This window comes from Lewinellaceae bacterium (genome assembly GCA_020636135.1).
In the GTDB taxonomy this organism is placed as follows: domain Bacteria; phylum Bacteroidota; class Bacteroidia; order Chitinophagales; family Saprospiraceae; genus JAGQXC01.
This window is the reverse complement of record JACJYK010000002.1, coordinates 291,105-315,078: the sequence shown is the minus strand read 5'-3', so window position 1 is coordinate 315,078 and position 23,974 is coordinate 291,105. Positions and strand designations below refer to the sequence as shown.

The 23,974-nt window shown below is 47.7% G+C and carries 24 protein-coding genes; 9 read left to right on the top strand and 15 right to left on the bottom strand.

Annotation, left to right across the window (positions count from 1 at the left end; all coding sequences use genetic code 11):
* Positions 1-3 precede the first annotated feature (3 nt).
* The 6 genes from H6570_16385 to H6570_16360 form a co-directional block, all read right to left on the bottom strand.
* Positions 4-594, bottom strand: a complete 591-nt coding sequence (locus H6570_16385) for a gliding motility protein GldL (protein ID MCB9320862.1) — start codon at positions 592-594, stop codon at positions 4-6.
* Positions 595-720: 126 nt separating this feature from the next.
* Positions 721-1,953 carry an SUMF1/EgtB/PvdO family nonheme iron enzyme gene (locus H6570_16380; GenBank protein ID MCB9320861.1) on the bottom strand — a complete coding sequence of 411 codons (1,233 nt, stop codon included), beginning with the start codon at positions 1,951-1,953 and terminating at the stop codon, positions 721-723.
* Positions 1,954-2,118: 165 nt separating this feature from the next.
* Complete coding sequence (locus H6570_16375) at positions 2,119-3,054, bottom strand: PorP/SprF family type IX secretion system membrane protein (GenBank protein MCB9320860.1); 936 nt, start codon at positions 3,052-3,054, stop codon at positions 2,119-2,121.
* A 54-nt stretch (positions 3,055-3,108) separates the two neighbouring features.
* The gene (locus H6570_16370) at positions 3,109-5,139 is read right to left on the bottom strand and encodes a thioredoxin domain-containing protein (protein MCB9320859.1); all 2,031 of its coding nucleotides are present in this window, start codon (positions 5,137-5,139) and stop codon (positions 3,109-3,111) included.
* Positions 5,140-5,904, bottom strand: coding sequence for an MBL fold metallo-hydrolase (locus H6570_16365; protein ID MCB9320858.1), 765 nt, complete (start codon positions 5,902-5,904; stop codon positions 5,140-5,142).
* Positions 5,894-6,181 (bottom strand): hypothetical protein, encoded by a 288-nt coding sequence (locus tag H6570_16360; protein MCB9320857.1) that lies wholly within the window; start codon positions 6,179-6,181, stop codon positions 5,894-5,896. The genes H6570_16365 and H6570_16360 overlap by 11 nt, the downstream gene beginning before the upstream one ends.
* A 116-nt stretch (positions 6,182-6,297) precedes the next feature.
* Between H6570_16360 and H6570_16355 the strand changes: the two genes are divergently transcribed.
* Together H6570_16355 and H6570_16350 are read left to right on the top strand one after the other, a co-directional pair.
* On the top strand, positions 6,298-6,951 hold the full coding sequence (locus H6570_16355) for a PorT family protein (GenBank protein MCB9320856.1): 654 nt from the start codon (positions 6,298-6,300) through the stop codon (positions 6,949-6,951).
* A 57-nt stretch (positions 6,952-7,008) separates the two neighbouring features.
* Positions 7,009-7,908 (top strand): hypothetical protein, encoded by a 900-nt coding sequence (locus H6570_16350; protein MCB9320855.1) that lies wholly within the window; start codon positions 7,009-7,011, stop codon positions 7,906-7,908.
* 29 nt (positions 7,909-7,937) lie between these two features.
* On the opposite strand, the gene rbfA is transcribed toward H6570_16350, so the two are convergent.
* The gene (rbfA, locus tag H6570_16345) at positions 7,938-8,309 is read right to left on the bottom strand and encodes a 30S ribosome-binding factor RbfA (GenBank protein MCB9320854.1); all 372 of its coding nucleotides are present in this window, start codon (positions 8,307-8,309) and stop codon (positions 7,938-7,940) included.
* Between the two features lie 140 nt (positions 8,310-8,449).
* Between rbfA and recG the strand changes: the two genes are divergently transcribed.
* The 3 genes from recG (at position 8,450) to H6570_16330 (ending at position 12,215) form a co-directional block, all read left to right on the top strand.
* The gene (recG, locus tag H6570_16340; GenBank protein MCB9320853.1) at positions 8,450-10,552 is read left to right on the top strand and encodes an ATP-dependent DNA helicase RecG; all 2,103 of its coding nucleotides are present in this window, start codon (positions 8,450-8,452) and stop codon (positions 10,550-10,552) included.
* 111 nt (positions 10,553-10,663) lie between these two features.
* Positions 10,664-11,002 carry a TMF family protein gene (locus tag H6570_16335; GenBank protein MCB9320852.1) on the top strand — a complete coding sequence of 113 codons (339 nt, stop codon included), beginning with the start codon at positions 10,664-10,666 and terminating at the stop codon, positions 11,000-11,002.
* Between the two features lie 256 nt (positions 11,003-11,258).
* Positions 11,259-12,215: a D-2-hydroxyacid dehydrogenase gene (locus tag H6570_16330; GenBank protein MCB9320851.1), complete on the top strand. Its 957-nt coding sequence runs from the start codon at positions 11,259-11,261 to the stop codon at positions 12,213-12,215.
* Here H6570_16330 and H6570_16325 read toward each other — a convergent pair.
* The gene (locus tag H6570_16325; protein ID MCB9320850.1) at positions 12,212-12,751 is read right to left on the bottom strand and encodes an FKBP-type peptidyl-prolyl cis-trans isomerase; all 540 of its coding nucleotides are present in this window, start codon (positions 12,749-12,751) and stop codon (positions 12,212-12,214) included. The genes H6570_16330 and H6570_16325 overlap by 4 nt on opposite strands.
* Positions 12,752-12,833: 82 nt before the next feature.
* Between H6570_16325 and H6570_16320 the strand changes: the two genes are divergently transcribed.
* Complete coding sequence (locus H6570_16320; GenBank protein ID MCB9320849.1) at positions 12,834-13,148, top strand: thioredoxin family protein; 315 nt, start codon at positions 12,834-12,836, stop codon at positions 13,146-13,148.
* A gap of 23 nt (positions 13,149-13,171) precedes the next feature.
* On the opposite strand, the gene H6570_16315 is transcribed toward H6570_16320, so the two are convergent.
* The 6 genes from H6570_16315 to trxA all read right to left on the bottom strand — a co-directional run bounded on the left by H6570_16315 (position 13,172) and on the right by trxA (position 20,466).
* On the bottom strand, positions 13,172-14,608 hold the full coding sequence (locus tag H6570_16315) for a hypothetical protein (GenBank protein ID MCB9320848.1): 1,437 nt from the start codon (positions 14,606-14,608) through the stop codon (positions 13,172-13,174).
* 99 nt (positions 14,609-14,707) lie between these two features.
* On the bottom strand, positions 14,708-16,123 hold the full coding sequence (locus tag H6570_16310) for a hypothetical protein (protein MCB9320847.1): 1,416 nt from the start codon (positions 16,121-16,123) through the stop codon (positions 14,708-14,710).
* A 2-nt stretch (positions 16,124-16,125) separates the two neighbouring features.
* Positions 16,126-17,445, bottom strand: coding sequence for a hypothetical protein (locus H6570_16305; GenBank protein ID MCB9320846.1), 1,320 nt, complete (start codon positions 17,443-17,445; stop codon positions 16,126-16,128).
* Positions 17,442-18,170, bottom strand: a complete 729-nt coding sequence (locus H6570_16300; GenBank protein MCB9320845.1) for a type III pantothenate kinase — start codon at positions 18,168-18,170, stop codon at positions 17,442-17,444. The genes H6570_16305 and H6570_16300 overlap by 4 nt, the downstream gene beginning before the upstream one ends.
* A gap of 7 nt (positions 18,171-18,177) precedes the next feature.
* Complete coding sequence (purH, locus tag H6570_16295; GenBank protein ID MCB9320844.1) at positions 18,178-19,716, bottom strand: bifunctional phosphoribosylaminoimidazolecarboxamide formyltransferase/IMP cyclohydrolase; 1,539 nt, start codon at positions 19,714-19,716, stop codon at positions 18,178-18,180.
* 387 nt (positions 19,717-20,103) lie between these two features.
* Positions 20,104-20,466 (bottom strand): thioredoxin, encoded by a 363-nt coding sequence (gene trxA, locus H6570_16290; protein MCB9320843.1) that lies wholly within the window; start codon positions 20,464-20,466, stop codon positions 20,104-20,106.
* Positions 20,467-20,730: 264 nt separating this feature from the next.
* Between trxA and H6570_16285 the strand changes: the two genes are divergently transcribed.
* Positions 20,731-21,486 carry a Bax inhibitor-1/YccA family protein gene (locus H6570_16285; GenBank protein MCB9320842.1) on the top strand — a complete coding sequence of 252 codons (756 nt, stop codon included), beginning with the start codon at positions 20,731-20,733 and terminating at the stop codon, positions 21,484-21,486.
* Here the strand turns inward: H6570_16285 and H6570_16280 are convergent.
* Positions 21,483-22,067, bottom strand: coding sequence for a thymidine kinase (locus tag H6570_16280; GenBank protein MCB9320841.1), 585 nt, complete (start codon positions 22,065-22,067; stop codon positions 21,483-21,485). The genes H6570_16285 and H6570_16280 overlap by 4 nt on opposite strands.
* 170 nt (positions 22,068-22,237) lie before the next feature.
* Here H6570_16280 and H6570_16275 point away from each other — a divergent pair, with 170 nt between their 5' ends.
* Together H6570_16275 and H6570_16270 are read left to right on the top strand one after the other, a co-directional pair.
* Complete coding sequence (locus H6570_16275; protein ID MCB9320840.1) at positions 22,238-23,083, top strand: hypothetical protein; 846 nt, start codon at positions 22,238-22,240, stop codon at positions 23,081-23,083.
* A gap of 76 nt (positions 23,084-23,159) precedes the next feature.
* Positions 23,160-23,828 (top strand): rhomboid family intramembrane serine protease, encoded by a 669-nt coding sequence (locus tag H6570_16270; GenBank protein MCB9320839.1) that lies wholly within the window; start codon positions 23,160-23,162, stop codon positions 23,826-23,828.
* Positions 23,829-23,974: the final 146 nt, after the last annotated feature.

Here is a 23,974-nt window from a genome sequence, read left to right as displayed (position 1 = left end):
ATCTTAGACACGCGGACCTTGATTGTAGGCGTTCAAGATGTTACCGTACACTGAATTCAATGACGTCAAGTTCTTGTTCAGTGCACCCAATTGCTGCTGGTAAACTTTGGTGTCTTCTACCGTTTCCGTCAGCGTAGACATTGCGTCGCTCATCCGGCTGTAGAAGTTACCCATTGTTTTCAGTTGATTGCTGGTCTCAGAGAAATCAACTTCCTGCAATGCTTTTAATGATCCGATACTCTTAGACAAGGTCTGCAGTTCATTCAGCATTCCGTCTAATTGTGCTTCTACGACTTCTCCGTTCAAAGGACGGGAAAGGTCGGCGGGCATATCACCGGCAGTCAGGCTGGCGATATTTGAGTGGTAATTGTCCAATCCTGGATACAGTTTCTCCCAATAGTAGTCTTTTTCCGGAGGCAGTATCCCTAGCATGAGGAACAAGCAGGCTTCTGTGACCAGACCAATCGTGATGGCAGGTCCACCCCAGGGCTCACTGTTGATCTTACCAAGAGCACCGATCATAACCAATGATGCACCGACGCCAATGATAAAGTTCTTCATGTACTTGAACCAACTTTTTTTGTAAAAGGCCATTGTTACTTAATTTAAATAGTTATTGAATTTAGTTAACACATCTATCCTTGTTCTACGATTGGTCGGTTTCGTAAGACACATTAATAAATGGTTTGGGGGGAGCAGAATGGTGCATTGATGCTAATACTACTCCGTTAAGGTTCTTCCTAAGTTTGTGATCACACAACGGAAGCCGATGTACGATTTGGTGGAGTCTTGATATTCCCAATCCCGGACACCGCACTGGAGATAATACCCAATGTCTTTCCAGGAGCCACCGCGGATCACTTTCCGCTTCAGGACATCCGGATCGTCTTGTTGAGCATAATATTTCACATCCGGGTTCAGGTCGTGAATGATGTTGTTTGCATTATCGTAGTAGGCGGATACGGTCCATTCAGATACGTTGCCGGCCATTTGATAAAGTCCGTAATCGTTCGGGAAATAATAGTCTACGCGTGTGGTGTACTGAGCGCCGTCATCGGCATAGTTACCACGACCGGGCTTGAAGTTAGCCAGAAGGCAGCCTTTGGCATTGCGCAGATAATAACCACCCCATGGGTAGCTGGAAAGATCGTGACCACCACGAGCTGCATATTCCCATTCGTATTCCGTCGGTAAACGGAATCCTTCGGAATGGCGCTCGTCCGGACGATATTTGTTCCACATTTTGGTCCTCCAGTCACAGAAAGCCTGGGCCATCTGCCAGTTGACTCCGACTACCGGATAATCATCGTAGGCAGGATGCCAGAAGTAGTTTCTTGCCAGCGGGTCATTGTATGAATATGCGAAGTCGCGAATCCAAACCAGGGTGTCCGGATAAATCGGAACTTCAAATTTGCGTACCAACTGGCTGCGCGGTGTCTTCGGACTGTGTGCAGCCTTTACCCAATCCACTTCCGTCCAGGCATAACGTAAATTGGTATTGTCAAATTCACGTTTGCCGAAGATCTGATCATCTTCCGAGACATACATCTCATCCAATGTCTCATCCGCGTAATCGATGGGTAACTCCCAATCAATGGATTCGTTGCCATAGTCATCCTGGATAAAATCTCCGAGGATCGTATGAGCGGTAGAATCTCTTACATAGTTTACAAACTGACGGTATTCATTGTTTGTAATTTCGGTCTCGTCCATAAAGAATCCAACGATGGATACCTGACGAGGCCTTTGGACATACGAATTAAATATGTCCTGATCATTACCCCCGATATGAAATACACCTGACTTGATGTATTGCATACCCAATGGGTTGATCCCTTTCCACTTCGGTCTGTCCAAAACTCCAACCAGCTGACCAGTTTCTTTCTTTCCGCATGACTGAAGCACCACCGCAGAAAGTAACAGGCACACACCGAATACCATAAAGTTTCTCATCCTATTCATAGCTTTACCAACAATCTTGTTATAAAAATGGCGTAAAATTAAACTAATTACCGGGCCTATTTTCACACGATGGATGTTAAAACAACGCCCGTGATTATATTCATATTTTGTGTTACGCAAAAATTTTGCCAAAATTTGGGTTAAGGGTCCAACTAATTAATACCTGGGACTGTATATAATCCGTGGCGGAAGACCCAATCCAATGATTTTGTTCAAGTTATAATGCAAAACCAGTTCGTGCGAACCGGTACTGTTGACCCCTAAACTAGAAAGAGGTACATCATATGCATATAAGATTTTCAGATGTTCATTGACGTAGAGACCGACGTGAAATACGAGTGCATCCAGTGTATGAGCTGTCAATCCTCTCCAGCCCAGTCCCACCAGATAGCGGTCCTGGTAGACAGCCTGTGCAGCCAGGTCCACCTGCCACTGGCGAAAATCCGATTTGAACAAGATCGATGGGTACACCTCCAGCAGGTCGGCTACCGGCAATCCATACTCACCGAAGACGACCATGGTTGGCAACATTTTCACACTTCCTCCTTCGACACCATTAAACCGCAGATGGGGACTGTTCAGGTATTCCAGGCTCACCCCACCCTGAAAAACATCAGCCTGATAATAGACTCCCAGACTGGAGAACCAATTGGTTCCACTGACCAGCTGCTCAGGTAAAATAGGATCCTGATGATTGATCTGATTGCCTTCGTAAATGCCAAACGGTGTACGCAACAAGGCTCCGTCAAGGCTCTTCTGCACCATACCCATCCTTAAACCAGCACTCCAGGTGCCCAGATCATTGTTGATCACATAATTGTAAGACAGACTTAACCGCAACGTCTTTTCTGCTCCCAGAAACTCATTGACCAGATTTATACCCACCCCGCCATTCAGTGCATACACAGGCATGTGAGCACTGATGATCTGGCTTACAGGGTTGCGCTCCAGGCCCAGCCATTGTGTCCGGTAACCGGCTAATATACTGAGTGAACGATCAAACCCGGCATAAGCTGGGTTCTGTAAATATTTATCAGCAAAGAATAAAGAAGACTGCCCCAGCTGCTGGGCTTGCAACCAGGAAATGCACAATAGCCATGCTACAATGATATGGATGAACCGCTTCAGAATCTTTGCACTTCTCCTTTAAAAATAAACGTTTTGTCGTAATGCCTGTAAATCTTTAACGTTTTCAACAGGCATCTTGCAGGCATATTGATCACATAAAAAATAATATGTCTTCTTTGGGTCTACAGGCTGGTGCTGAAGCAGCGGTATTGATTCATCGCGTTCTTCAGCGGCCATAACAACAACATCCGGCCAATAAATCCTGCTTAGCAAGGCCTGAAAGGCATTAGCGCGCGGGCCGATGATCGCCAGTTGATGAATTCCAAACCATTGCTCGGTCAAATTGACCGCACCGGAAACAAAGCCGGATACATATCCCTGTACCAGGGGCTGCATTTGCTCCATGGTCTCCCTGGAAGTCTCCAGCCAATCCGGGCGATCCAGCAGATTACCCAGGCGCATCAATGCAGATACGGCTGAGCTGGCGGCAGAAGGATGCACATAATCATACATTGGTTTGACTTCGACCGGTAATTCGTGTTTTGAGTGGGGCACCATGAGCCATTCACGGGTATCCGGCCGGTAAAACCGTCCGGTCATCTCGGTTACCAGTGCCTGAACGTCCTGAACATACGCTTTACCGCCGGGTAACTGGATCCGTTCAGCCAGAGCAGCCACCATACCTGCGTAATCATCGAGGAATACTTCATCCTGCCATTGGCCTCCGGCAAAAATATGAGCCAGCTTACCAGTACTCCGAAAGCGATCCAGGAAAAAATCCAGGGACTGATCGGCCATCTCTATTATTTGCTGATCCCCGAGAATGGAACCAGCCTGATAGATGGCTTTAATCACCAATCCATTCCAGTGTGTGGATATTTTATCATCCAACTGCGGCCGGATACGGTCCCCTCGCCGCGACATGAGTTTTTTACGTATGGTCTGCCAGGGGGCGTCTTTCGTCCAAAGTGTTTCTACACTGACCTCATCCCGCAGGTATAAGATATTCGTATGTTCCCAGTTACCCTGGACAGTGACTGCAAATGTATTTTTGAACCAGGTCCATTCTTCGGCGTTGAGCAATGATTCCAACTCCGTCCAGGTCCAGGTATAAAATTTTCCTTCAATTCCTTCTGAATCTGCATCCAGTGCACTGTAAAATGCACCTTGACTATGCTGCATCTCCTGCCGCAGGAAGTATATGATATCACGGATGAAATAGACCCAGGTTTCATTCCTGTCCAGCTGATAGACTTGGCCAAGCAATTCTAGGAGCTGGGCATTATCGTAGAGCATTTTTTCAAAGTGCGGCACCTTCCACTCCCGGTCCGTGGCGTACCTGGATAATCCTCCACCGGCCAAATCATAAATCCCACCCCGCAGCATGGACCGCAATGTCCGTTGTACCTGTTCCAAGGCTTCCTCCTTTCCGGTATGATAATAGATCCGGAGCAGCAATTGTAGGCTGGTAATCATCGGAAACTTCGGTGCCTGACCTATACCGCCGTACTGACGGTCAAATTGTTTAGCCAGTTCATAATACCATTCGTCCAGCGATTCCTGAGCATTTCGGTTTGTATAGTCATCTCCTGCTTTCTGAAGTAAATGGGATTTCTGGGCACGGATGGCATTGGTCAGATGATCGGCCTGATGATCCACCTGACTGCGATCCTGTTGATAGGCCTGATTGATGCGTTCCAGCAGTTGCATCCAGGAAGGCATGCCATGGCGGGGTTGTGGAGGAAAATATGTCCCTCCATAAAACGGTTTCAGCCCGGGAGTGAGAAAACAGTTCAGAGGCCATCCTCCGCGACCGGTAAGCAACTGGACCGCATCCATATAAACCTGATCTACGTCCGGCCTTTCCTCCCGGTCAACCTTGATATTCACAAAATGCTCGTTCATGAAGGCAGCCACGGATTCATCCATGAACGATTCCATTTCCATGACGTGACACCAATGGCAACTGGAATATCCAATACTTACGAGGATGGGCTTGTCTTCTCTCCGGGCTTTTTCCAGTGCTTCTGCACCCCAGGGATACCAATCCACCGGATTATGCGCATGTTGTCGCAGATAAGGGCTGGTGGATTTTTCCAATCGATTCATTCAAATGTTGATTTCGAGTCCATCGTAAGCAAAAAAGACTTGTGAAGGAAGGGAAGCCTGCGTTTCCGCGTGGAGCCCCATACTATGACTCATATGTGTCAGGTAACACCTTTTAGGCTGGATCCGTTCGATGTACTGCAATGCTTCTTCGAGATTTATGTGCGAATGATGAGGATGGTGATGTAAGGCACTGATGATCAGAACGTCAATGCCGTGGATCAACTCCAGAGTCCGGGCAGGAATGAACTTAACATCCGTGAGATAAGCAAAATGAGGGAACAAAAAACCTAAAATATCCAGTGTTCCGTGCTCTATGGCCAGGGGCAAAATATCCAGGTCGCCTACTTTAAGCGCCTGATATGCTTCCAAAGGAATGGCTTTGATGCGGGGCGCCCCCGGATATGGGTTATCGTCAAAGATGTATCTGAACCGGATTTTTAGTTCGTCCAGCACCCGTTCCAGCCCAAAAACCGGCATATCACGGCGGGTCATGAAGTTATAGGGGCGTACGTCATCCAGACCGCTGACATGGTCGTTGTGTTCGTGGGTAATCAGCAACGCATCTACCTGTTCCACTTTCTCACGCAGCATCTGCTGTCGAAAATCCGGGCCCACGTCAATCACCACCGTGGTGGTGGCAGTCCGGACCAGTACCGAAGTACGTAACCGATGGTCCCTGGGATCACGGGACCGGCAAACTGCACAATGGCATCCGATGACCGGAATACCCTGGGAGGTGCCGGTTCCAAGTACATTAATCTTCACCGACCGCTTCTGCTTTAAATAAAGGTCGAAGTGAAGCCCAATATTTCTTTCCTTCTTCGCTGAATTGCTCCGGGTTAAACCCGATCGTGGATAGCAGGTCCAGCAATACCTGTACGCGGCCGTCTACTTCAAAGAATTTATTAACGACAACCACCTTTTGATGCTCAACCAAACAATACCCGGATTGAAAATTACCTTTCTCATAACGCACGGTGTAATCCAACTCTTTGTAGACGTGTTCCAATTTTTCCAGGGTTCTTTTCGTGTAATTTCCCATTGGGTGTTTAATTTAAAACAAAGATATTCGTTTTCTGAGGTTCAGCCAGCATAGCAGCATGGCGAAATGTGCTCATATGATCCGGCTGGCTGAAAGTAACCCAAGTAATAGATGTTGTGCCGAATCTGAACCATTTTTATCTTTTTGTTCTGCTGCTTGGTTATGGTCATTTGACCGAAGCCCAGGAGTTGCGTTTTTCGCTGGGCGCGATAGCAGGAATGTCTTTGTCCCAGATCGATGGTGACAATCTGCAGGGTTATGATCATTTGGGATTAATGGCAGGGCTCAACTCCACCGCGCACATCACCGGTCGATTTTCTTTTTCCGTCGAACTGATGTATAACCAGCGGGGTAGCAAGTCAAACCGGCTCAGCGTGCAAAATTACCTCGATTCCCCGCTTAAAGTCACCACGGAATATGCAGAGGTAAATGCTTTGTTTCATTTACTGGACTGGCAACACGAGCAGGAGAAATATTACCGGGTCGATGCTTATGCCGGAGCGACCATTGGCCGGCTCATCCGCACCAGGATCTCGGACCCAACCGTCCGGCCAGAAAACTTTAACAATATTGCAGGAGAGTTTAATTCCACAGATATCGGGTTCATCCTTGGTGTTGCCTACAAAATCAACCGTAACTGGGGCTGGGGTATCCGTTTTTCCCGGTCATTGAATAAGCTTTTTGATGCGGAGAAGAGCCGGATAGCGAGTCCCGTCCTACGTGACTGGAAAGCTTATTTCATTGCGCTCTATACATTTTATAACTTTTGAACCAGGCGGCACACAAAGTACTTCACCGGGCAGGACTTATCTTTGTAAAAAATCAACATGCAGCGCAAAGCAGTCATTGATTTAGGCACCAACACCTTTCATTTGCTTATTGTCGAGCAGGATGGAACTATTCTGCGCACACTGGTTAAGGTGCGTGATTACGTCAAACTGGGTGCGGACGGTATCCACAAGCTTTCGGAGGCAGCTATGGAAAGAGGTATCCGCACGTTAGCTGGTTTTGCACAGCAATTGGAGGATTATGAGGTTGAAGACTATCGTGCCATCGGAACTGCCGCATTACGGACTGCAACAAACACTCCGGTTTTTTTGGATCGTGTCCGACAAGCCACAGGACTCAGAATTGATGTTATCAGTCCGGACCGGGAGGCTGAGTTGATCAGCAAAGGTATCCGCATGGATGTTCCCCTGGACGATATGCCATCCTCCATGATGCTGGATATCGGTGGTGGCAGTGTGGAATGCATTTTTCATACTCACGATGATCTTGTGGAAGCCGTAAGCTTCCCGGTCGGCGTAGCCGTTCTGCACCGGTTGTTTCACCACAGTGATCCGCTAAGTGCAGCGGAGGAATATCAAATGCGGACTTATCTGGATCCATTTTTTCAGCCACTGATTGCACGGTTCAGGGATACCAGGCCGGTCATGATCGGGGCTTCCGGAAGTTTTGAAGTGCTGGATGATTATTTTCCCATACCCAGCCCCTGGGGTGCTGAAGAAGTGCTCAAGATTTGCCGGGAGATTACCGCGATGAATCAGGAGGCACGGGCAGCACATCCGGCTATTCCGTCAGAGCGGGTAGGTTACATAGTAATGGCCTGTGTCCTGATCGCTTATTTGATCGAGCATTTTGATATCCCGGAGGTTTGGTATACTCCGTTTGCTCTGAAGGAAGGCATACTTTCCGAATGGTATCCCGGTCATCAGCTTGTCGCATGATCACCGGATGTGGTTGAGACCTCCGTTTATTATTCCTCTTCTCCCATCTGGTGGTCTTCACGCAAACGCTGAAAGAGGTCCCGTAGCCGGTACATTTCGTCCAGGGTGTCGTCCAGAAAAAATTCAAACTGAGGCATCCGCCTTAAATGTTTGCGCAGACGGCTTGACATTGCCTGCCTCACCCTGCTGTAGTTTTCCTCCAATTCGAGGATAACCGCCTGCTTATTTTCAGTATTGAAAACACTGAGGTAGACTTTGGCAATCAGAAGGTCAGGAGACATCACCACATTGGTCACTGTAACCAGCGGGTCACCATACAAATAGGATCCTTCTTGGGTCAGGAACATGGAAATATTCCGTTTTATAAGTTCAGCAACCTGACTTTGTCGTATGGAAGGCATGGAGCGAGATTTAATGCAAATATATTATAATTCTCAGCACCTCTTAACGCTGTACGGTGCCTCCGGGTTCAAATAACAAATGGTGCTTACCTTTGCACTAAGCGGCAATACCTTACTTGACTACGAAAAGCGAAACATTGATCGCCAGAAATCACATTCTTCTCAGCAGCATTGAATTCCTGAAAGGAGTCGGTCCCAAAAGGGCCTTACTGCTTCAGCAGGAGCTGGGCATTCATACTTTTGCAGATCTGTTGTTTGATTTTCCGTTTCGCTACCTTGACAAAACCACCTTTCACCAGATCCGGGACATAACCGATGACGGGAGTACGGTGCAGGTCAAAGGCATTCTTACCGACCTGCGCACCATCGGTGTCGGCCGAAAAAAACGAATGACTGGCAAACTGAGAGATGATACCGGCATCCTGCAGCTGATCTGGTTCAAAGGATTTCAATGGATTGAGAACCTGGTTGTCGGGAATGAATACATCTTATACGGTAAGGTGAATGTATTCAAGGGGACTGCAACCATGGCGCACCCGGAAATCGAAAAAACCGGGGGTCAGCAAAAGGCGGTTCGATTTGAGCCGGTTTACCGGAGCACGGAAAAGCTGAACCAGGCAGGCCTGGACAGCCGGAGCCGGGCCCGACTGGTCGCACATTTACTGGAGCGGTTGAAAGGAGACCTCATACCGGAGACACTGCCAGACTACCTCCTGCAAAAAACGAAAATGATGGACCGGCAGGAGGCCCTTGAGTTCATCCATTATCCACCGGACCAGGAACGACTGGATCGCGCTACTTTCCGTCTGAAGTTTGAAGAATTGTTTTTCTCCCAACTGAGGTTACTTTATCTGAAGCAACAGCGTACTCTGGCAACCGCCGGTTATGCTTTTCCGGTCGTAGGAGATCACCTCAATGATTTTTACCGTGAAAAATTACCCTTCGAACTTACCAATGCCCAAAAGCGGGTCATCAAAGAGATCCGTAAGGACCTGGGGTCCGGCTACCAGATGAATCGGCTGCTTCAGGGTGATGTAGGCAGTGGGAAAACGATGGTTGCCCTGATGTGCATGCTGATCGCCCTGGACAACGGTTTTCAAAGCTGCCTACTGGCACCCACTGAGATATTGGCCAGCCAGCACTACCGTTCCCTTACGGCGTTAACGCAGGGACTGGGTATCCGCATTGCCTACCTGTCTGGTTCGGTGAAGGGCAACCAGCGCAAGGAGATATTACGCTGGTTGCATGCCGGTGAAATCCACATCATCGTAGGCACCCATGCCTTACTGGAGGATCCGGTTCGCTTTAAGCGTTTGGGGCTGTGTATCATCGATGAACAACACCGGTTCGGCGTGGAACAACGTTCCCGACTCTGGCAGAAAGCATCACCCCATCCACCGCATGTATTGGTCATGACCGCCACACCCATACCGAGAACCCTGGCTATGACGCTTTATGGAGACCTCGATGTATCCGTCATTGATGAATTACCTCCGGGCCGGAAAGAAATAAAAACATTGCACCGGACGGAAGCCACCCGTCCGCAGGTAATCGAGTTCCTGCGGATGCAAATCGAAGCCGGCCGGCAGATCTATGTGGTTTATCCACTGATCGAAGAGTCGGAAAAACTGGATCTGCAAAATCTGCAAACCGGATACGAAGCGCTGCTCCAGCATTTCCCACGGCCCAAATACCAGATGAGCATCGTGCATGGCCGGATGAAACCGGAAGACAAGGAATATGAAATGAAGCGATTTATTGATCGCAAGACTCAGATCCTGGTCTCTACGACGGTTATCGAGGTAGGCGTGGATGTACCCAATGCCTCCGTGATGGTTATTGAGAATACAGAACGTTTCGGTTTGTCCCAGCTGCATCAGCTCAGAGGCCGCGTCGGCCGGGGAGGAGAACAATCCTACTGCCTGCTGATGACCGGCTTCAATCTTTCCGCCGAAGCAAAAAAACGCATTGATATCATGGTGCGCACCAATAACGGATTTGAAATCGCTGAGGCGGACCTGGAATTACGCGGTCCCGGTGACATCGAAGGTACCAGACAAAGTGGTCAAATGGAGTTTGCCATTGCAGACCTCGGAAAAGACGGGAAAATCCTGCAGGCAGCCAGGGCTCTGGCCAAAGCGATACTGACCAAAGACCCCCAGTTGCAGTCCGAGTTCAACGCTCCCCTGCGATTCTATCTGGACCATATTGCGGATCAGATCACCTGGAGTAAAATTGGATGATCTGCCCCTAAATACACAGCTTAATCCGAAAATGAAGCCCTTCAGTAGAAAAGATGCTTTGAAATAAGGCTATTCCCGGTAAATTGGTAACATCTAAATTCATATTGGACTATGAGTCGCAGACCCTATAAAACAACCGGATGTTTCCGGTTTTTCCTTCTGATCATCATCCTGGCACCTGTCGCTTATCTGGTAGCCGCCTATGTGAACGGCGAAGATGGTATCGCCAACATCAAACACTTACTGCACCTGGATGGCAAGGAAGTTACGGTTACCTCCAGTGATCCGGCTAACACCGACAACCTGGATATTCTGAAAGAACAGGTCCGGATCAAAGAAGCCCGGATCGAGGAATTGATGAAAGAAAATGAAAAGCTGAAAAAGGACATCCTGGATATGCAGGCCCTGCTGGACAAGATGAACAAAGGGCAGGATTCCGGCAATCAATAGCCGCACAGGTATGGGTAGACGGTTCCTGGAATGGCTCTCGGTATCCCAATGGCAAAAAAAATTTCATTTGCTCTTATTCACGTATCTCTATAAATATTGGTTGTTAATTTGCCGGTATAGAATAATCACCAACCATTCTTTCAAAATACGCAATATTGAAAGGCATACCCCAGGCCTCATTCCAGGGGTTATTCCTACTTGTAAAGGGATTTCCCTATATTTTATTTAAAATTGTGAGGTAAAATCAACCGGGAGTATGATACGTATATTAGTCAATGATGGTATTGAACAGGATGGTCAAACCCTGTTGGAAGAAGCTAATTTCATTGTAGATACCGAAAAAATTCCCCAGGAGGAATTACCCCAGAGACTACCTGAGTACGATGTAATCATTGTGCGCAGTGCTACAAAAGTCCGCAAAGATCTGATCGATCAGTGTCCAAATCTCAAGGTCATCGCCAGAGGCGGTGTTGGGCTGGACAATATCGACGTGGATTACGCCCAGAGCAAAGGCATCACCGTGTTCAACACCCCGGCAGCATCATCTAAATCGGTTGCTGAGCTGGCTTTCGCCCACATCTTCGCCCTGGCAAGGGGGCTGCACCTCTCAAACCGGGAACTCCCCAAGGGCACTGATTTTGCCAAGCTTAAAAAACGTTTTTCCAGTGGTTTTGAATTGCGGGGAAGAACGCTCGGAATCCTCGGTCTGGGCCGTATCGGCCAGGAATCAGCCCGCATAGCCCTGGCCCTGGGCATGCATGTGATCCCCGTAGATATCGTGATTGACGAAGCCGAAATTGATATTGAATTCGACCGGTATTCCGACATCAAGGTTCGCCTGCACCTGGAATCAGAAAAAATGGAAACCATGCTGCAGGAAGCCGACGTGATCACCGTTCATGTGCCTTTCAAAGGAGGTAAACCTCTGATCGGCGCTGCAGAGATTGAAAAAATGAAAGATGGAGTTATTCTGATCAACACCGCCCGCGGTGGAGCCATCGATGAAGATGCCTTGTTAAGTGCACTCAATAGTGGCAAGGTCGGAGGAGCCGGCATCGACGTCTTTATGAATGAACCGACACCGAATCCAATCCTGTTATCGCACGATAAAGTCTCCGTCACACCCCATATCGGCGCCAGTACGGAAGAAGCACAGACCCGCATCGGCCTTGAATTGGCTGAAAGGATCATCCAGCATTTCGACCGCGGCTAATAATCACTGGGATCCAGGATTTTTTCAATAGTGACTTCAAAGATCAACGGTGTATCCGGTGGTATGGCATTACCCAACCCCTTTTCTTTATACGCACGGGAACTGGTGAGCCCAAAGACGGCATGACTTCCGACGTGCAGCTGCTGTAAAGCCTGGTTCCATCCGTCCACTCCGTTACCGATGTAGGTTTTCAGTGGCTCCCCTCTTCGTTCGGTACCATCGATCATCCGGCCGTCTGCGTATGATACCTTGTAATCCACCTGGATCAGATCTCCCCATTTGAGGGGGTCTCCGCTGCCCAGATCCAGGATCTTCAAATAGATACCCGAATCCAATCGTGTCGCCCCAGGATAATGAGCTCCCAGGTAATCAATGATCGCATTTTCTTCCCGTTCAAATTGAGTTGCCGGATTGGTATGGTAATAACTGTACACTGCCAGATCCGTATCTGTTTCGGGTTCGGTTGTCCGGGGTGTTTGCCCACAGGCGATCAGGAGAGTGGTCAATCCGATAAGTACCAAAGTGCAGCTATTCATTGGTCTACGGCTCGTTTTTGACACAAAGAATCTCGAACTATTTTCATTCTGCGCTGTTTGCGTTACATAATTTACCAAGTCCATGGAGAAAATCAGGTTTGATGAGTTGATTCAGTCCGAAATTCCCGTTCTGATAGATTTTTATGCCGAATGGTGCGGTCCCTGTATGACCTTTTTACCCATTTTACAGGAACTGAAAAATGAATTCGGAGAACAAATCAAGATCATCAAAATTGACGTAGACAAACATTTGGACCTGGTTCAGAAAATGCAGATCATGGGCGTTCCCACCATCATGATTTACCAGCATGGCCAGTTGGTCTGGGGAGCTCCGGGTGTACCAACCAAGATCTTCCTGGTTGAGAAACTGTCCCCGCTTGTCCAACCTGCACTCTAATCTTAACGGTTTCCCAGGATGACCTATTCTCCTTTTACTCCCCGGATACGGGTTACTTCATTGATCCAGCAGGGCACCGTATAGCGGTCTCCTTCATGCATGTTCATCATATGGAGGTCTCCATTCGTTGGCATGTATTGCGTGTATTCGCCTATCAACTTATTGGCTTCAGCAGCCACTGACGGGTCAATTTTTTTTGCGTATTCAAACTTGTCAATTGCAGCCCAGACCACGCGCTGGCTGTCAAAGCCCCTGCCGGGTCCGCATAATGGTCCGCTGCTGGCATACAATTTACCAATCAGCATATAAGGGTCGCCCCAGTCATCTTTTAGTGCCGCTGCATCGAGGGCATATTTCCGGGCCTGAGGAAAATTGCGCAGGTTGCCGTAGTAGATCTTGGCGACTACCAGCAAGTATTTCGCTTTTTTCTCCGGGTCATCGGAATTCTTAACGAATTCAAGGAATTGATCAATCGCGTCCTTGTATTTACCATTTTGCAATGCATCAAATCCCTGCCGCAGCGGGCCTGTCTCCGTGGTCACCACACAATTTACCTGGAGCGCACCCAACAGTTCCTTTACCTTTGGGTCTTCGGGATCACAGCCTCCCCAACGGAAGCGGGCCAGAACGGTCCGGATAACATCACAATCCTGCGGATTATCAAGGTACTCCTGGTAGTATTTGTCCATGTAGTAGGCACAATCGTAAAATCCTTCCACGCCTTCAAATTCCTCCAGGCGAACAGGGGCATACGATTCGATGATCTTCCATGGTTCACAAGCTTTGTCATCTTTGCAGTTAGCAAGTCCTTCTGCTAGAATAGCTTTGACTTTTTGACTGTACTTCTGTGCCTCAGCCATGGAAATACGGTCTTCCACATACATCTGTAATATCAGCGCAGTGAATGGATTCAGGACATAATAATCAGTTTTCAGACCATATTTATCCACCGCCTGTTTAAACAGTTGATAGATCGTATAGTCATCTGTCATCGCACGGTACTTATAATAATAGTCGAAAGCCTTGCGTCCTTCAATCTGAGCCTTCGGTTCGCACTGCCCCAAATGATCATAGATATACATGACGGAATCCAGATAGAGCTTTTTTTGAGCATCCGATGTGGCCTGCTGGAACATGAAATCGTAAATCGCTATACCGTCATCAAACTGGATGGATCGTTGTCCATCGGCCATGGGAGCCCAGGCAAACACCTTACGCCAGTGGGGCAATGCCTCGACGAATTCTTCCTTGCGGATAAGATCCCTGTACAGGACATGCTCGGTCTCTGCTTCATCCTGATGGCCTGTCTCAAACCAGGTAGAACATGGTCCGGCTTCTTTAGGGGGCTCCGGTTCATTATTTGTAGACGTCGAGGTTTGATCCGTCACTTTGGGTGAACAGCCCAAGCCGATGAGCAGTAATAAACCGGTCAGGTATGCCAAGATTGATCCGCGCTTCATGATAAATGTCCTTTTAATGGTACCACTCCAAAAATAATAAATGCTTCGTGTGTTGAACAAACGAAGCATTTATTTGGGATAGTTAAGATCTTCTGTTACTTACAGAGAAACCGTCACCGTTTCACCGATCCAGCATCCTACTTTATAGGATTTACCGTCGGCACCACGCTGAAAAATGTCTTCCTTAGGTGGCTTGTATTTGCTGTAACGGCTGATCAGGTCAGAAGCCTCATCCGATACTTCCGGATCGACGCTGCGGGCTTGGGACCATTTGTTGATTGCAGCTATGATCGCCAGTCCTCTTTCGAATGCGTCATCACCACAATTCCGACTGGATTGTGCATACATTTCACCGATCAGCATATAGGGGCGTCCCCAGTTTTCCTTCAGTCTTGCCGCCTTATAAGCTGATTCGCGGGCAGTGCTTAACTGATCCATTTTCCGAAACTGGATGGATGCAATTGAGAACCAATATTCGCCTTTTTTGGCATCATCGGATTCCTGATCGATGGCTTCCCGGTATTTGTTGATGGCCTCGGTATAGTTGCCTTCATCATAGAGCCTCTTGGCTGCAAAGGAAGGATTCGCTTCTTCAAATTCAGCCATCCGGCGTGCATTCTCTTCGGCAGCGTATTTTTCATATTTGCCCGAGAGCTCAACGAGGAAAGGATCCTCTTTATCACAACCTTCCTGTGTCAGCTTGCTGTATACATACTTCAATACGTCAAGGTTCTCAGGATTAGCCCGGTATTCCGGCTCCAGTTTTTGTTTAAAGTAGGCACAGTCGAAGATTTCCGATTCGATTTCAGAAAACTTACCGTTCATGGCATCTTTGGCTTGCTGGAAATATTCGCCATAGTCCTGATTGTTCTCGACATTATAATCCGCGATTTCATTCAGGATATCATAGACATCACGCACTTCCTCTTTTTCCATGCGACCTTTTTGAAATTCATAGACGGCGATGGTTGCGTAAGGCATAAAAATGGTGTACAGGTTATCCTTGCCGGCATATTTGATGGCATTATCGAGGGCCTCTCTGGTAGATGAATAAGGTGTATTGAACGTATAAAACTGATCGTATGCTTTTTGACCATAAAGCAAACCTACGGTACGATTGATACAAGCCTGCTCATTGCAGTTGGGCACCTGGATGGCTTTATCCAGATAACATTGAATCGCCTGATCGTAAAGACCAAGGGCTTTTTCCATAAATTCCTTTTTCTTGGCTTCATCTGTAGCCTGCTGGAATTTATGTTTGTAGATCGCCACCCCGTCTACATAGTGATCATCCCGCAATCCGTCCGCAGCCGGAGCGAGATCAAATGCTTTTTGCCACTGCGCAAAAGCACCGTCGTAGTCTTCTCTTTTGATAAAGTCCCGGTAGGTAACATGCAGGTTCTCCGCTTCTTCTTTTTGTGCCGGAGCCAAGGAGTTCCAAGTCGTACACTGGCCCGGCAGTTCTACGGTTCCCAGCAAGAATACCCCGCTGATCAAAAGCATGATTTTTTTCATGATTAATTGAATTTTCGTTTTAGAAACCATTCATCGTCATTAAGTGTAAAACCTACATTCAATTGAATGTACGAGTTTTTGAGTATATCGGGTTGGCCGAACTGTCCATATTCCAGAGCGGCGTTCAAGAACGATATTTTGCGCTGAACAAAGAAAGGAACGCCAACACCCAAAGTTATTGCATATTCATGAAGTTGATCACCATTGTAGACCCTCGGATCGCTTCCAAAGCGCACTCCTAAACGGTAATCGATGGTTTGTAGGAATCGGTTAAAGGCATTGATATCCGGCCGGTAACCGATACCAAAGGATAACGTCCAAGCATTCTGCAAGAGTTCCGGCTTGGCGCTGTTTTTATATTTTGACCAACCTTCTGAAGCGAAATTGATGCCTGCGCGCCATTTAAATCCCTGCCGGTAGGAAATACCGGCGCTAAAACCACCCGGAAGGGTTCCATCACCCTGGACATCATCCACATACTGGATGGTATCGATCAGAGCCCCGGAGGTGGCAAATACCCGGCGATACAGTGAGCTGGAACGGGTCCGAATGCTTTGTTTGCTGTGCAGCGTTAATCCCACCGTGATAATTTTATCCGGCTGACGGTCTTTGGCTTTGGCTTCCTCGCGATCCAGAACGATGTCGTACATCGCCCCGGCATTCCACAAAAAACCTTTTGCGCCGATGATGTCATCATATACATCAGAAAAGGAAGAGGCATCCGGGAAATCAACCTGCCGTGTATAGGCCATGTTGCCAAAAAGATACTGTAAACTAAGGCCTACAGCGAGGTCTTTGTATTTCAGACCATTGTTCCACTGAACTTTATACGTTCCACCTGATCCACGATATTGCCGGGACACCTGACCTATTTCGGAAATATGGATACTGTCCTCAATGTTATAACCAACATTGGTATAGGGCATCAGGCTTACGTTCATGCCGAGGTGCAGTGGCTTCTGCTTGCGTTCCAATACTTCATTGATGGGGTTGATCAGAGGGAAAGCAAGAGAAAGGTAACTGAGATTCCCTGACCAGCGGCTGACGGATTGGGAAGGTTCGGTCAGCCTGGTGCGGCCGACATTCACACCGACGTCAAAAGAAGTGGCCCGCAGATAACCCAGCGAGGCCGGATTGGCCTGATTGACGTGGTAGGGATCGGTATAGGAGGCAGATGTGCCACCAACCGATGTCACTGCGATAAAATCCTGGGAGAAGAAATCACCCAGGCCAAATCTTGAATAAGGTGAATTTACCTTTGGTTGGGCATCCATTCCCTGTACAAAAGCGAAAAGTATGATCAGGATGCAAAGCTTCCTCATAAAGATAAATTGAATCTTAAAATCCGATGTAAGCCCTCCAGAACTAGATTTGGCTCCACAAATATCTCAGATTTAAGTTGTTTTGACAAAAAAAATCCATCACCACCGGTAAGGATTACGTGCAGGCCGGGAAAGGAACGGCGAAAGCGACGAATCAGACCGCGCACCTCTTCTACCAGCCCGGCTGTTGTACCGGATCGCATGGCGTCCTCTGTGGTTCTGCCGTAAAGATTTATTCGTTCGGCAGGCTCCACCCTGGGCAGCCGTGCAGTAAAATCATGCATAGCCTGAAACCTCATCCTTAAGCCTGGCGTGATGTACCCTCCTTTAAAAGAGTTCTCCGCATCGACCAGGTCATAGGTTACGCATGTTCCGGCGTCAACAACCAATACCGGCTCACCGGGAAATTTGGCAGCTGCTGCTACCGCACCGGCCAACCGGTCCTTGCCCAACGTTTTGGGTGTCGCGTAATCATTCCGGATCGGCAATGGCAAGGTATGGTCCAGGATCATTACAGTTGAAAGCTTATTCCATGCCTTGGCCATTTCCTGTTCTAAAACGGATGTGCTTGACATTATGACGCTTACAGGAGAATACTGGTCACCAAGGTTTAATATTTCTTTAACATCACCCACCGGAAAGATTGCTACTTTCTTCAGGATATTATCCTGAAAGATGCCGGCTTTGATCCGCTGGTTACCGATATCCAAGACCAACTCTGTCATATATCCATCAATGCCGGAAGTGGCGGAAACCTGTCAGCGCCATGGCCATGCCGTGTTGGTCACAATAATCAATGCTCTCCTGATCCTTGATCGAACCGCCGGGTTGAATAACGGCAGTTATCCCTGCTTCATCCGCAATTTCAACACAATCCGGGAATGGGAAAAAAGCATCCGAGGCCATGACTGCACCCTCCAGCGTTAACCCATAGTGCCGGGCTTTCAGAATGGCCTGATTCAGGGCATCAACCCGCGAAGTCTGACCACATCCCATACCTACCAGCTGCCGGTCCTTGACCAGGCTTATTGCATTCGATTTCAAATGTTTGACACAACGTACCGCAAATAAAAGATCGGCTGTCTCCTGCTCATTACCATTCCGTACCGTACTCCAGGTCAAATCGCTTTCAGACTCTCTTTTCCGGTCTGTTTCCTGTACGATCACTCCATTTAAGATGCTTTTGTACTGGTATTTGGCGGAAGGATAGGCCTTCAACTGCAGAATGATGCGTTTTTTCTTTTTCAGTAGAAGGGCCTGTGCTTCCGGCGTGTAGTCAGGAGCAATCAACACTTCGTAAAATAGTTCATCGATTTTGGCGGCAGTTCCAACATCAATTTTCTGATTACTGATGATAATGCCGCCGAAAGCAGATACCGGGTCCCCGGCCAATGCTTTATCCCAGGCATGCTCAACCGAATCGGCCTGAGCACATCCGCAGGGGTTGGTATGTTTTAATACGGCCACGGTAGGAGCGTCATCCTTAAATTCAGTCATTAATCCCACTGCGGCATCAATATCTACCATGTTGTTGAACGAGATTTCTTTGCCACCCAACTGTATCAGGACTTCATCCAACGGGCCGAAGAAACGTCCCGATTGATGCGGGTTTTCTCCGTAACGCATGTCCATGGCAGCAGGAATGCTCTCCTTGAATGCCGGCACGTTGCTATCCCATACAGAACCCCCGGCGAAATACCGGTGTATCATTGTATCGTAGTGGGAAGAAACTGCAAAAGCTGCCGTTGCAAATTCCTTGCGGTCCTGCAGGTCCGAATAACCATCCTTTTCTGCCAGTAATGCCTCCAGCTTACCGTATTGTTGCTGGGAAGGTACGATGATCACATCCTGAAAATTCTTGGCCCCGGCACGAATCAAAGCAATGCCACCGATATCGATCTTCTCAATGATCTTTTTTTCATCACTCGTCGTGCGGACTGTTTCCTCAAATGGATAAAGATCAACAATGACCAGGTCCACGGCTGGTATATTGTATTCGTCGAGCTGGCTAAGATGGCTTTCTTCACGGCGTGCAAGGATACCTCCGAATACTTTCGGATGGAGCGTTTTTACCCGGCCATCCAGGATGGAGGGATAACCGGTCAGGTCTTCTACAGTGTTCACAGGCACTCCCAGGCTTTCAATGTACGTCTGGGTGCCGCCGGTAGAATAGATCGTAACCCCTAATTCATGCAGTTGGCGGATGATATGGTCCAGTCCTTCTTTATGGTAGACGGATATCAGGGCCGATTGGATCTTTTTCATGCTCAGAATTGGTCTGTTGATTTTAAGAAAGCGCAAAGGTAAGGAGAACGCAAGTAAGTTGAGTAGTCCGGAAGACAAGAAGTAGGGTCTGATACGAAGATAAGTCCGAAGAGAACGGCTTAGGTTAGGCTTTCCGGTGAAAAATCACGACTACCGCGGACCAGTTGTCTCAATCTATCCCGGAATCACGAAAGGAGATAGTATGGTCGCTATTGCCGGAAACAAAAAAACCGCAACGAATTGCGGTTTTTATATGCTTGTAAGAGGTCTGGCATGGATGGTTTCTCAGCATTCAACCTCTTCTACCTCTGATACTTCTTCTACCTATGATACTTCTTCTACTTCTGATACTTCTTCTACCTCTGTAACTTTTGTCACCTTTCTGCCCTCCCCTCATTCAGCTGGAGCCAGTAATTCTTTGGTGATGATCTGTTCGAGGATATTTTTGGGTAATGCCCCGGCTTGCATCATGGGCGTTTTATCCATCGGAATGAAGAGAATACTTGGGATGCTCCGGATCTGGAACACCATGGATAATTCCTGTTCTACCTCCGTATCCACTTTGTAGATGATGATTTCCGGATGTTCATTGGAAAGTTGCTCAAGGATGGGAGACACCATTTTACAGGGACCGCACCAGTCAGCATAAAAGTCAATGATTGCCGGCTTATCACCTTTATATTTCCACTCTTTTTCGGTGGTATAATCAAAAATGTCTGTCTTGAATTTTTCGGTTGTTAGTTTGACCGTTGCCATGGTATCAATTGATTTATTTTATAATGCAGGAACAAAAGTACAGCAGTAAAACTGTCTGATCTGTAACATTGGTTACATGAAATGGTTCAGTGGTTGAAGAGTACCGGTACCAGGAACCGGATAACTGCTATAGAAGAAGGATCATCTTACGGGTATGAGATTAATCCTGAGTAATAAATTAAGGTTTTGACCTCCCATTTTTCCGGACGAAGGATGACTACAGATTATTATATTTAGATTTGTTTTACCCTTAAACTGGATAATATGGCTCTCTTTAAAACGAAAAATCCTGCTCTTGGTGCCAGCACCTTCCAAACTCTTGATCACATTGACTCCGGGGCCCCCACCATGACCATTCTTGGAGCTACCCAAAAAGTGCTTCTATTGGGCTTTGCGACCTTGCTTGCCGCTATGTTTACCTGGAATTTGTTTCAACGCGCGGATGACGGCGCACTGGTGAGTATTCTGATGAAGGTCGGGTTCATCTCCGGATTCATCCTTGCTTTGATCATAATCTTCAAAAAAACCACGGCTCCTTACCTGGCTCCGGTCTATGCCGTTGCCGAAGGCCTGGCGTTAGGTGCTATCTCGGCGTTCTTTGATGATGGTGTTCCGGGCATCGCAATGGAAGCTATATTACTGACCTTTTCCATTCTGTTCGGCATGCTGATCATTTACCGGCTGCGAATCATCCGGGTGACCGACACCTTCCGGATGATCGTATTTTCAGCGACGGCGGGAATCGCCTTATGCTACATCATTTCTATGGTTGCAAATCTTTTCGGAATGCATGTACCTCTCATCCATGATAATGGGACTGTTGGCATAGTTTTCTCTCTGGTCGTTGTGGTTGTTGCTGCCCTGAACCTGCTGATGGATTTCCGTTTTATAGAGGATGGAGCTCAGCAAAATGCTCCAAAATACATGGAATGGTATGCTGCCTTTGGCTTGTTGGTTACCGTAATCTGGTTGTATCTGGAGATCCTGCGATTACTGGCTAAACTAGCCAGCCGTCGTTAACGCAGGTCCAGGATATTTCCCATATTAAAACACGTCCTGCAGCGTGGTTCGTATTTGTCTTTCTCTCCGACCAATACCGTATCCGCTTCATCGGTCAACCGGAAGGAGTGGGTGGCCAGGTTCCCGCAACGCACACAGATCGCATGCACCTTGGTGATGTATTCTGCGATGGCCAGCAGGTGAGGCATGGGACCGAATGGCTTGCCCCTGAAATCCATATCCAGCCCGGCAGCAATGACCCGGACCCCTCGATTGGCAAGTTGTTGGCAGACATCCGGCAGTTCGGGATCAAAAAATTGCGCTTCGTCAATGCCTACCACTTCTATACCATCGACCTGATCCAGCATTTCGCGCGATGACGTAATCGGGTTCGACCGGATGGCATTTTCATCATGGGAGACGATGCGTTGCTCATGATAGCGGGTATCAATCTTGGGTTTGTAGATCATCACTTCCTGATGAGCAAACTGGGCACGCTTCAAACGGCGGATCAACTCCTCCGTTTTACCACTGAACATGGATCCGCAGATCACTTCGATCCATCCACTGCGCTGCCCTTTGAAATGTGGTTCTAAAAACATCCAGAACGTAAATTATATTACATTTTTTAATAATATTTGGCATGGTTTCTGCCGCAACTGTCTATAGTGGACTGATTGGTGGAACAAAAAAAGAAATTATCAATCAATAGTTATACGAAACCAACCTGAGAATTCATTCTAATTAAAAACCAGTAGTAAGTATAACAAATATGAATTGGGATAAAGCCAAAAACAACCTGGATAAAATCAATCTTTTGTGGCAAAACATCCGCATGACGGATAACGACCTGTCACCTCTCGAGCGTGATCTGATGCTCAGCTACCTGCGTAAGCTCTATGACTCGTTTTTGGATGAGGCTGAGCCGGTACAGCAGCACCGGACCAGCTCCACCAAGACGCTGCACCAGGAACCGGTAGCAGCCAGCAAACCAGTTAAGCCGGAATACGAGCCGCGGCCCATCGTTCATCAGGAAACTCCAAAATATACGGAACCTGTTGCAAGACCAGCCGAACCACCCAAACAAGAACCGTTTGTCCATACCAATGGCACCCATTATGTGGAAGAACGGGTCACCCCATCTGAAATAAGAAGACCTGTTGCAGCCGATCCACTACCGGTCCCGGAACGTACCCTATCCGTACATCAACCCGTAATTCCGTCTGACCCGGTCATACCAGCACCTGATCCGGATCCGGTAGAAGTACCCGCACCCAGTTACACCCAAAGCATCAATCCGTCACAGGCTGTCCTGCGATTGTTCGATGCCAATAAGGCATCTGATCTGTCTGAAAAACTTTCGCAGCTTCCCATCTCGGATTTGTCCAGAGCCTTTGGGGTCAATGAGCGGATCCTGATCATCAATGAATTATTCGGAGGGGATTCCGGAAAGTTTGTTGATACCATCAGAAGGTTGAATTCATTTGCACAATTTAACGATGCCAAGGCTTACCTGGTACGGGAAATTGCCATGCCTAATCATTGGGCCGAGGATGACAAATCAGAATTAGCAACCTCCTTTATCCGGTTGATCCGCCGAAAATATCCATCTGTCTAATCCGGCTATTCATCGAAAAAGGATGCATGCAAAGCGGTACCTTAGGATTTTTGCAGGGTACGCTTAAATTAATACCATGAACCAAGGCACGGAACCTGAAGCTAGTTTTATGCAACAAGCCGGACAAAGACTGCGATGGCCGGTACTCTTGGTTGTATTGATCTGGATCGTCCAAGGGTTTCAGTATCTGTTAAATGGTCAACTAGGGGCATTGGGAATCTATCCCCACCATCTCTCCGGACTTAAAGGCATCTTATTTGCTCCTCTGATCCACGGCAGCTGGGGACACTTAATATCCAATACGGTACCCTTGTTTGTATTGACCCTCATTCTTGCCGTCTTCTATCGCCGCATTGCATTCATCAGTTTTGTACTGATCTATCTGGGCACTGGTTTGGCTGTATGGTTATTTGCACGGCCGGTTTATCACATCGGCGCCAGCGGGGTTGTTTACGGTTTGCTCTCCTTTATCTTCTGGTCCGGTGTCTTCCGGCGCAACATTCGCTCCATCGTACTGGCTCTGATCGTGACCATATTGTACAGCGGATTTATCTGGGGCGTATTGCCCATCAAGGAGGGTATCTCATGGGAAAGCCACCTCTACGGAGCACTGGTCGGCATCCTGGTAGCTTTTATATTCCGGCATGCCAAAGATCCGGATGAAGAAATACGCTACAGTTATGAAGATGAGCCTACGCAGGACCAACGCTACTTCTACGACCGGGATACATTTGACCGGCATTGACTGGATCATTTCTGCCTTCGACATTCATTCGGTTTGTTGTATCGTATCATTTCATTCTGTCACTACTAAAAAAGGGTGCCAGATTCACATCAGACACCCGTATCCAGAATATTCTTTTCTGATCATTTACTTTCTGAGGATCAAAT

Excerpts from the sequence above, each read along its gene's own strand:
- H6570_16315 (MCB9320848.1), bottom strand. The coding sequence starts at position 14,608 with ATGAAGCGCGGATCAATCTTGGCATACCTGACCGGTTTATTACTGCTC.
- H6570_16300 (MCB9320845.1), bottom strand. The coding sequence starts at position 18,170 with ATGACAGAGTTGGTCTTGGATATCGGTAACCAGCGGATCAAAGCCGGC.
- H6570_16325 (MCB9320850.1), bottom strand. The coding sequence starts at position 12,751 with ATGAATAGCTGCACTTTGGTACTTATCGGATTGACCACTCTCCTGATC.
- trxA (MCB9320843.1), bottom strand. The coding sequence starts at position 20,466 with ATGGCAACGGTCAAACTAACAACCGAAAAATTCAAGACAGACATTTTT.
- H6570_16350 (MCB9320855.1), top strand. The coding sequence starts at position 7,009 with ATGCAGCGCAAAGCAGTCATTGATTTAGGCACCAACACCTTTCATTTG.
- H6570_16370 (MCB9320859.1), bottom strand. The coding sequence starts at position 5,139 with ATGAATCGATTGGAAAAATCCACCAGCCCTTATCTGCGACAACATGCG.
- rbfA (MCB9320854.1), bottom strand. The coding sequence starts at position 8,309 with ATGCCTTCCATACGACAAAGTCAGGTTGCTGAACTTATAAAACGGAAT.
- H6570_16385 (MCB9320862.1), bottom strand. The coding sequence starts at position 594 with ATGGCCTTTTACAAAAAAAGTTGGTTCAAGTACATGAAGAACTTTATC.
- H6570_16270 (MCB9320839.1), top strand. The coding sequence starts at position 23,160 with ATGAACCAAGGCACGGAACCTGAAGCTAGTTTTATGCAACAAGCCGGA.
- H6570_16285 (MCB9320842.1), top strand. The coding sequence starts at position 20,731 with ATGGCTCTCTTTAAAACGAAAAATCCTGCTCTTGGTGCCAGCACCTTC.
- H6570_16280 (MCB9320841.1), bottom strand. The coding sequence starts at position 22,067 with ATGTTTTTAGAACCACATTTCAAAGGGCAGCGCAGTGGATGGATCGAA.
- H6570_16310 (MCB9320847.1), bottom strand. The coding sequence starts at position 16,123 with ATGAAAAAAATCATGCTTTTGATCAGCGGGGTATTCTTGCTGGGAACC.
- H6570_16275 (MCB9320840.1), top strand. The coding sequence starts at position 22,238 with ATGAATTGGGATAAAGCCAAAAACAACCTGGATAAAATCAATCTTTTG.
- H6570_16360 (MCB9320857.1), bottom strand. The coding sequence starts at position 6,181 with ATGGGAAATTACACGAAAAGAACCCTGGAAAAATTGGAACACGTCTAC.
- H6570_16305 (MCB9320846.1), bottom strand. The coding sequence starts at position 17,445 with ATGAGGAAGCTTTGCATCCTGATCATACTTTTCGCTTTTGTACAGGGA.
- H6570_16330 (MCB9320851.1), top strand. The coding sequence starts at position 11,259 with ATGATACGTATATTAGTCAATGATGGTATTGAACAGGATGGTCAAACC.
- H6570_16335 (MCB9320852.1), top strand. The coding sequence starts at position 10,664 with ATGAGTCGCAGACCCTATAAAACAACCGGATGTTTCCGGTTTTTCCTT.
- H6570_16320 (MCB9320849.1), top strand. The coding sequence starts at position 12,834 with ATGGAGAAAATCAGGTTTGATGAGTTGATTCAGTCCGAAATTCCCGTT.
- H6570_16380 (MCB9320861.1), bottom strand. The coding sequence starts at position 1,953 with ATGAGAAACTTTATGGTATTCGGTGTGTGCCTGTTACTTTCTGCGGTG.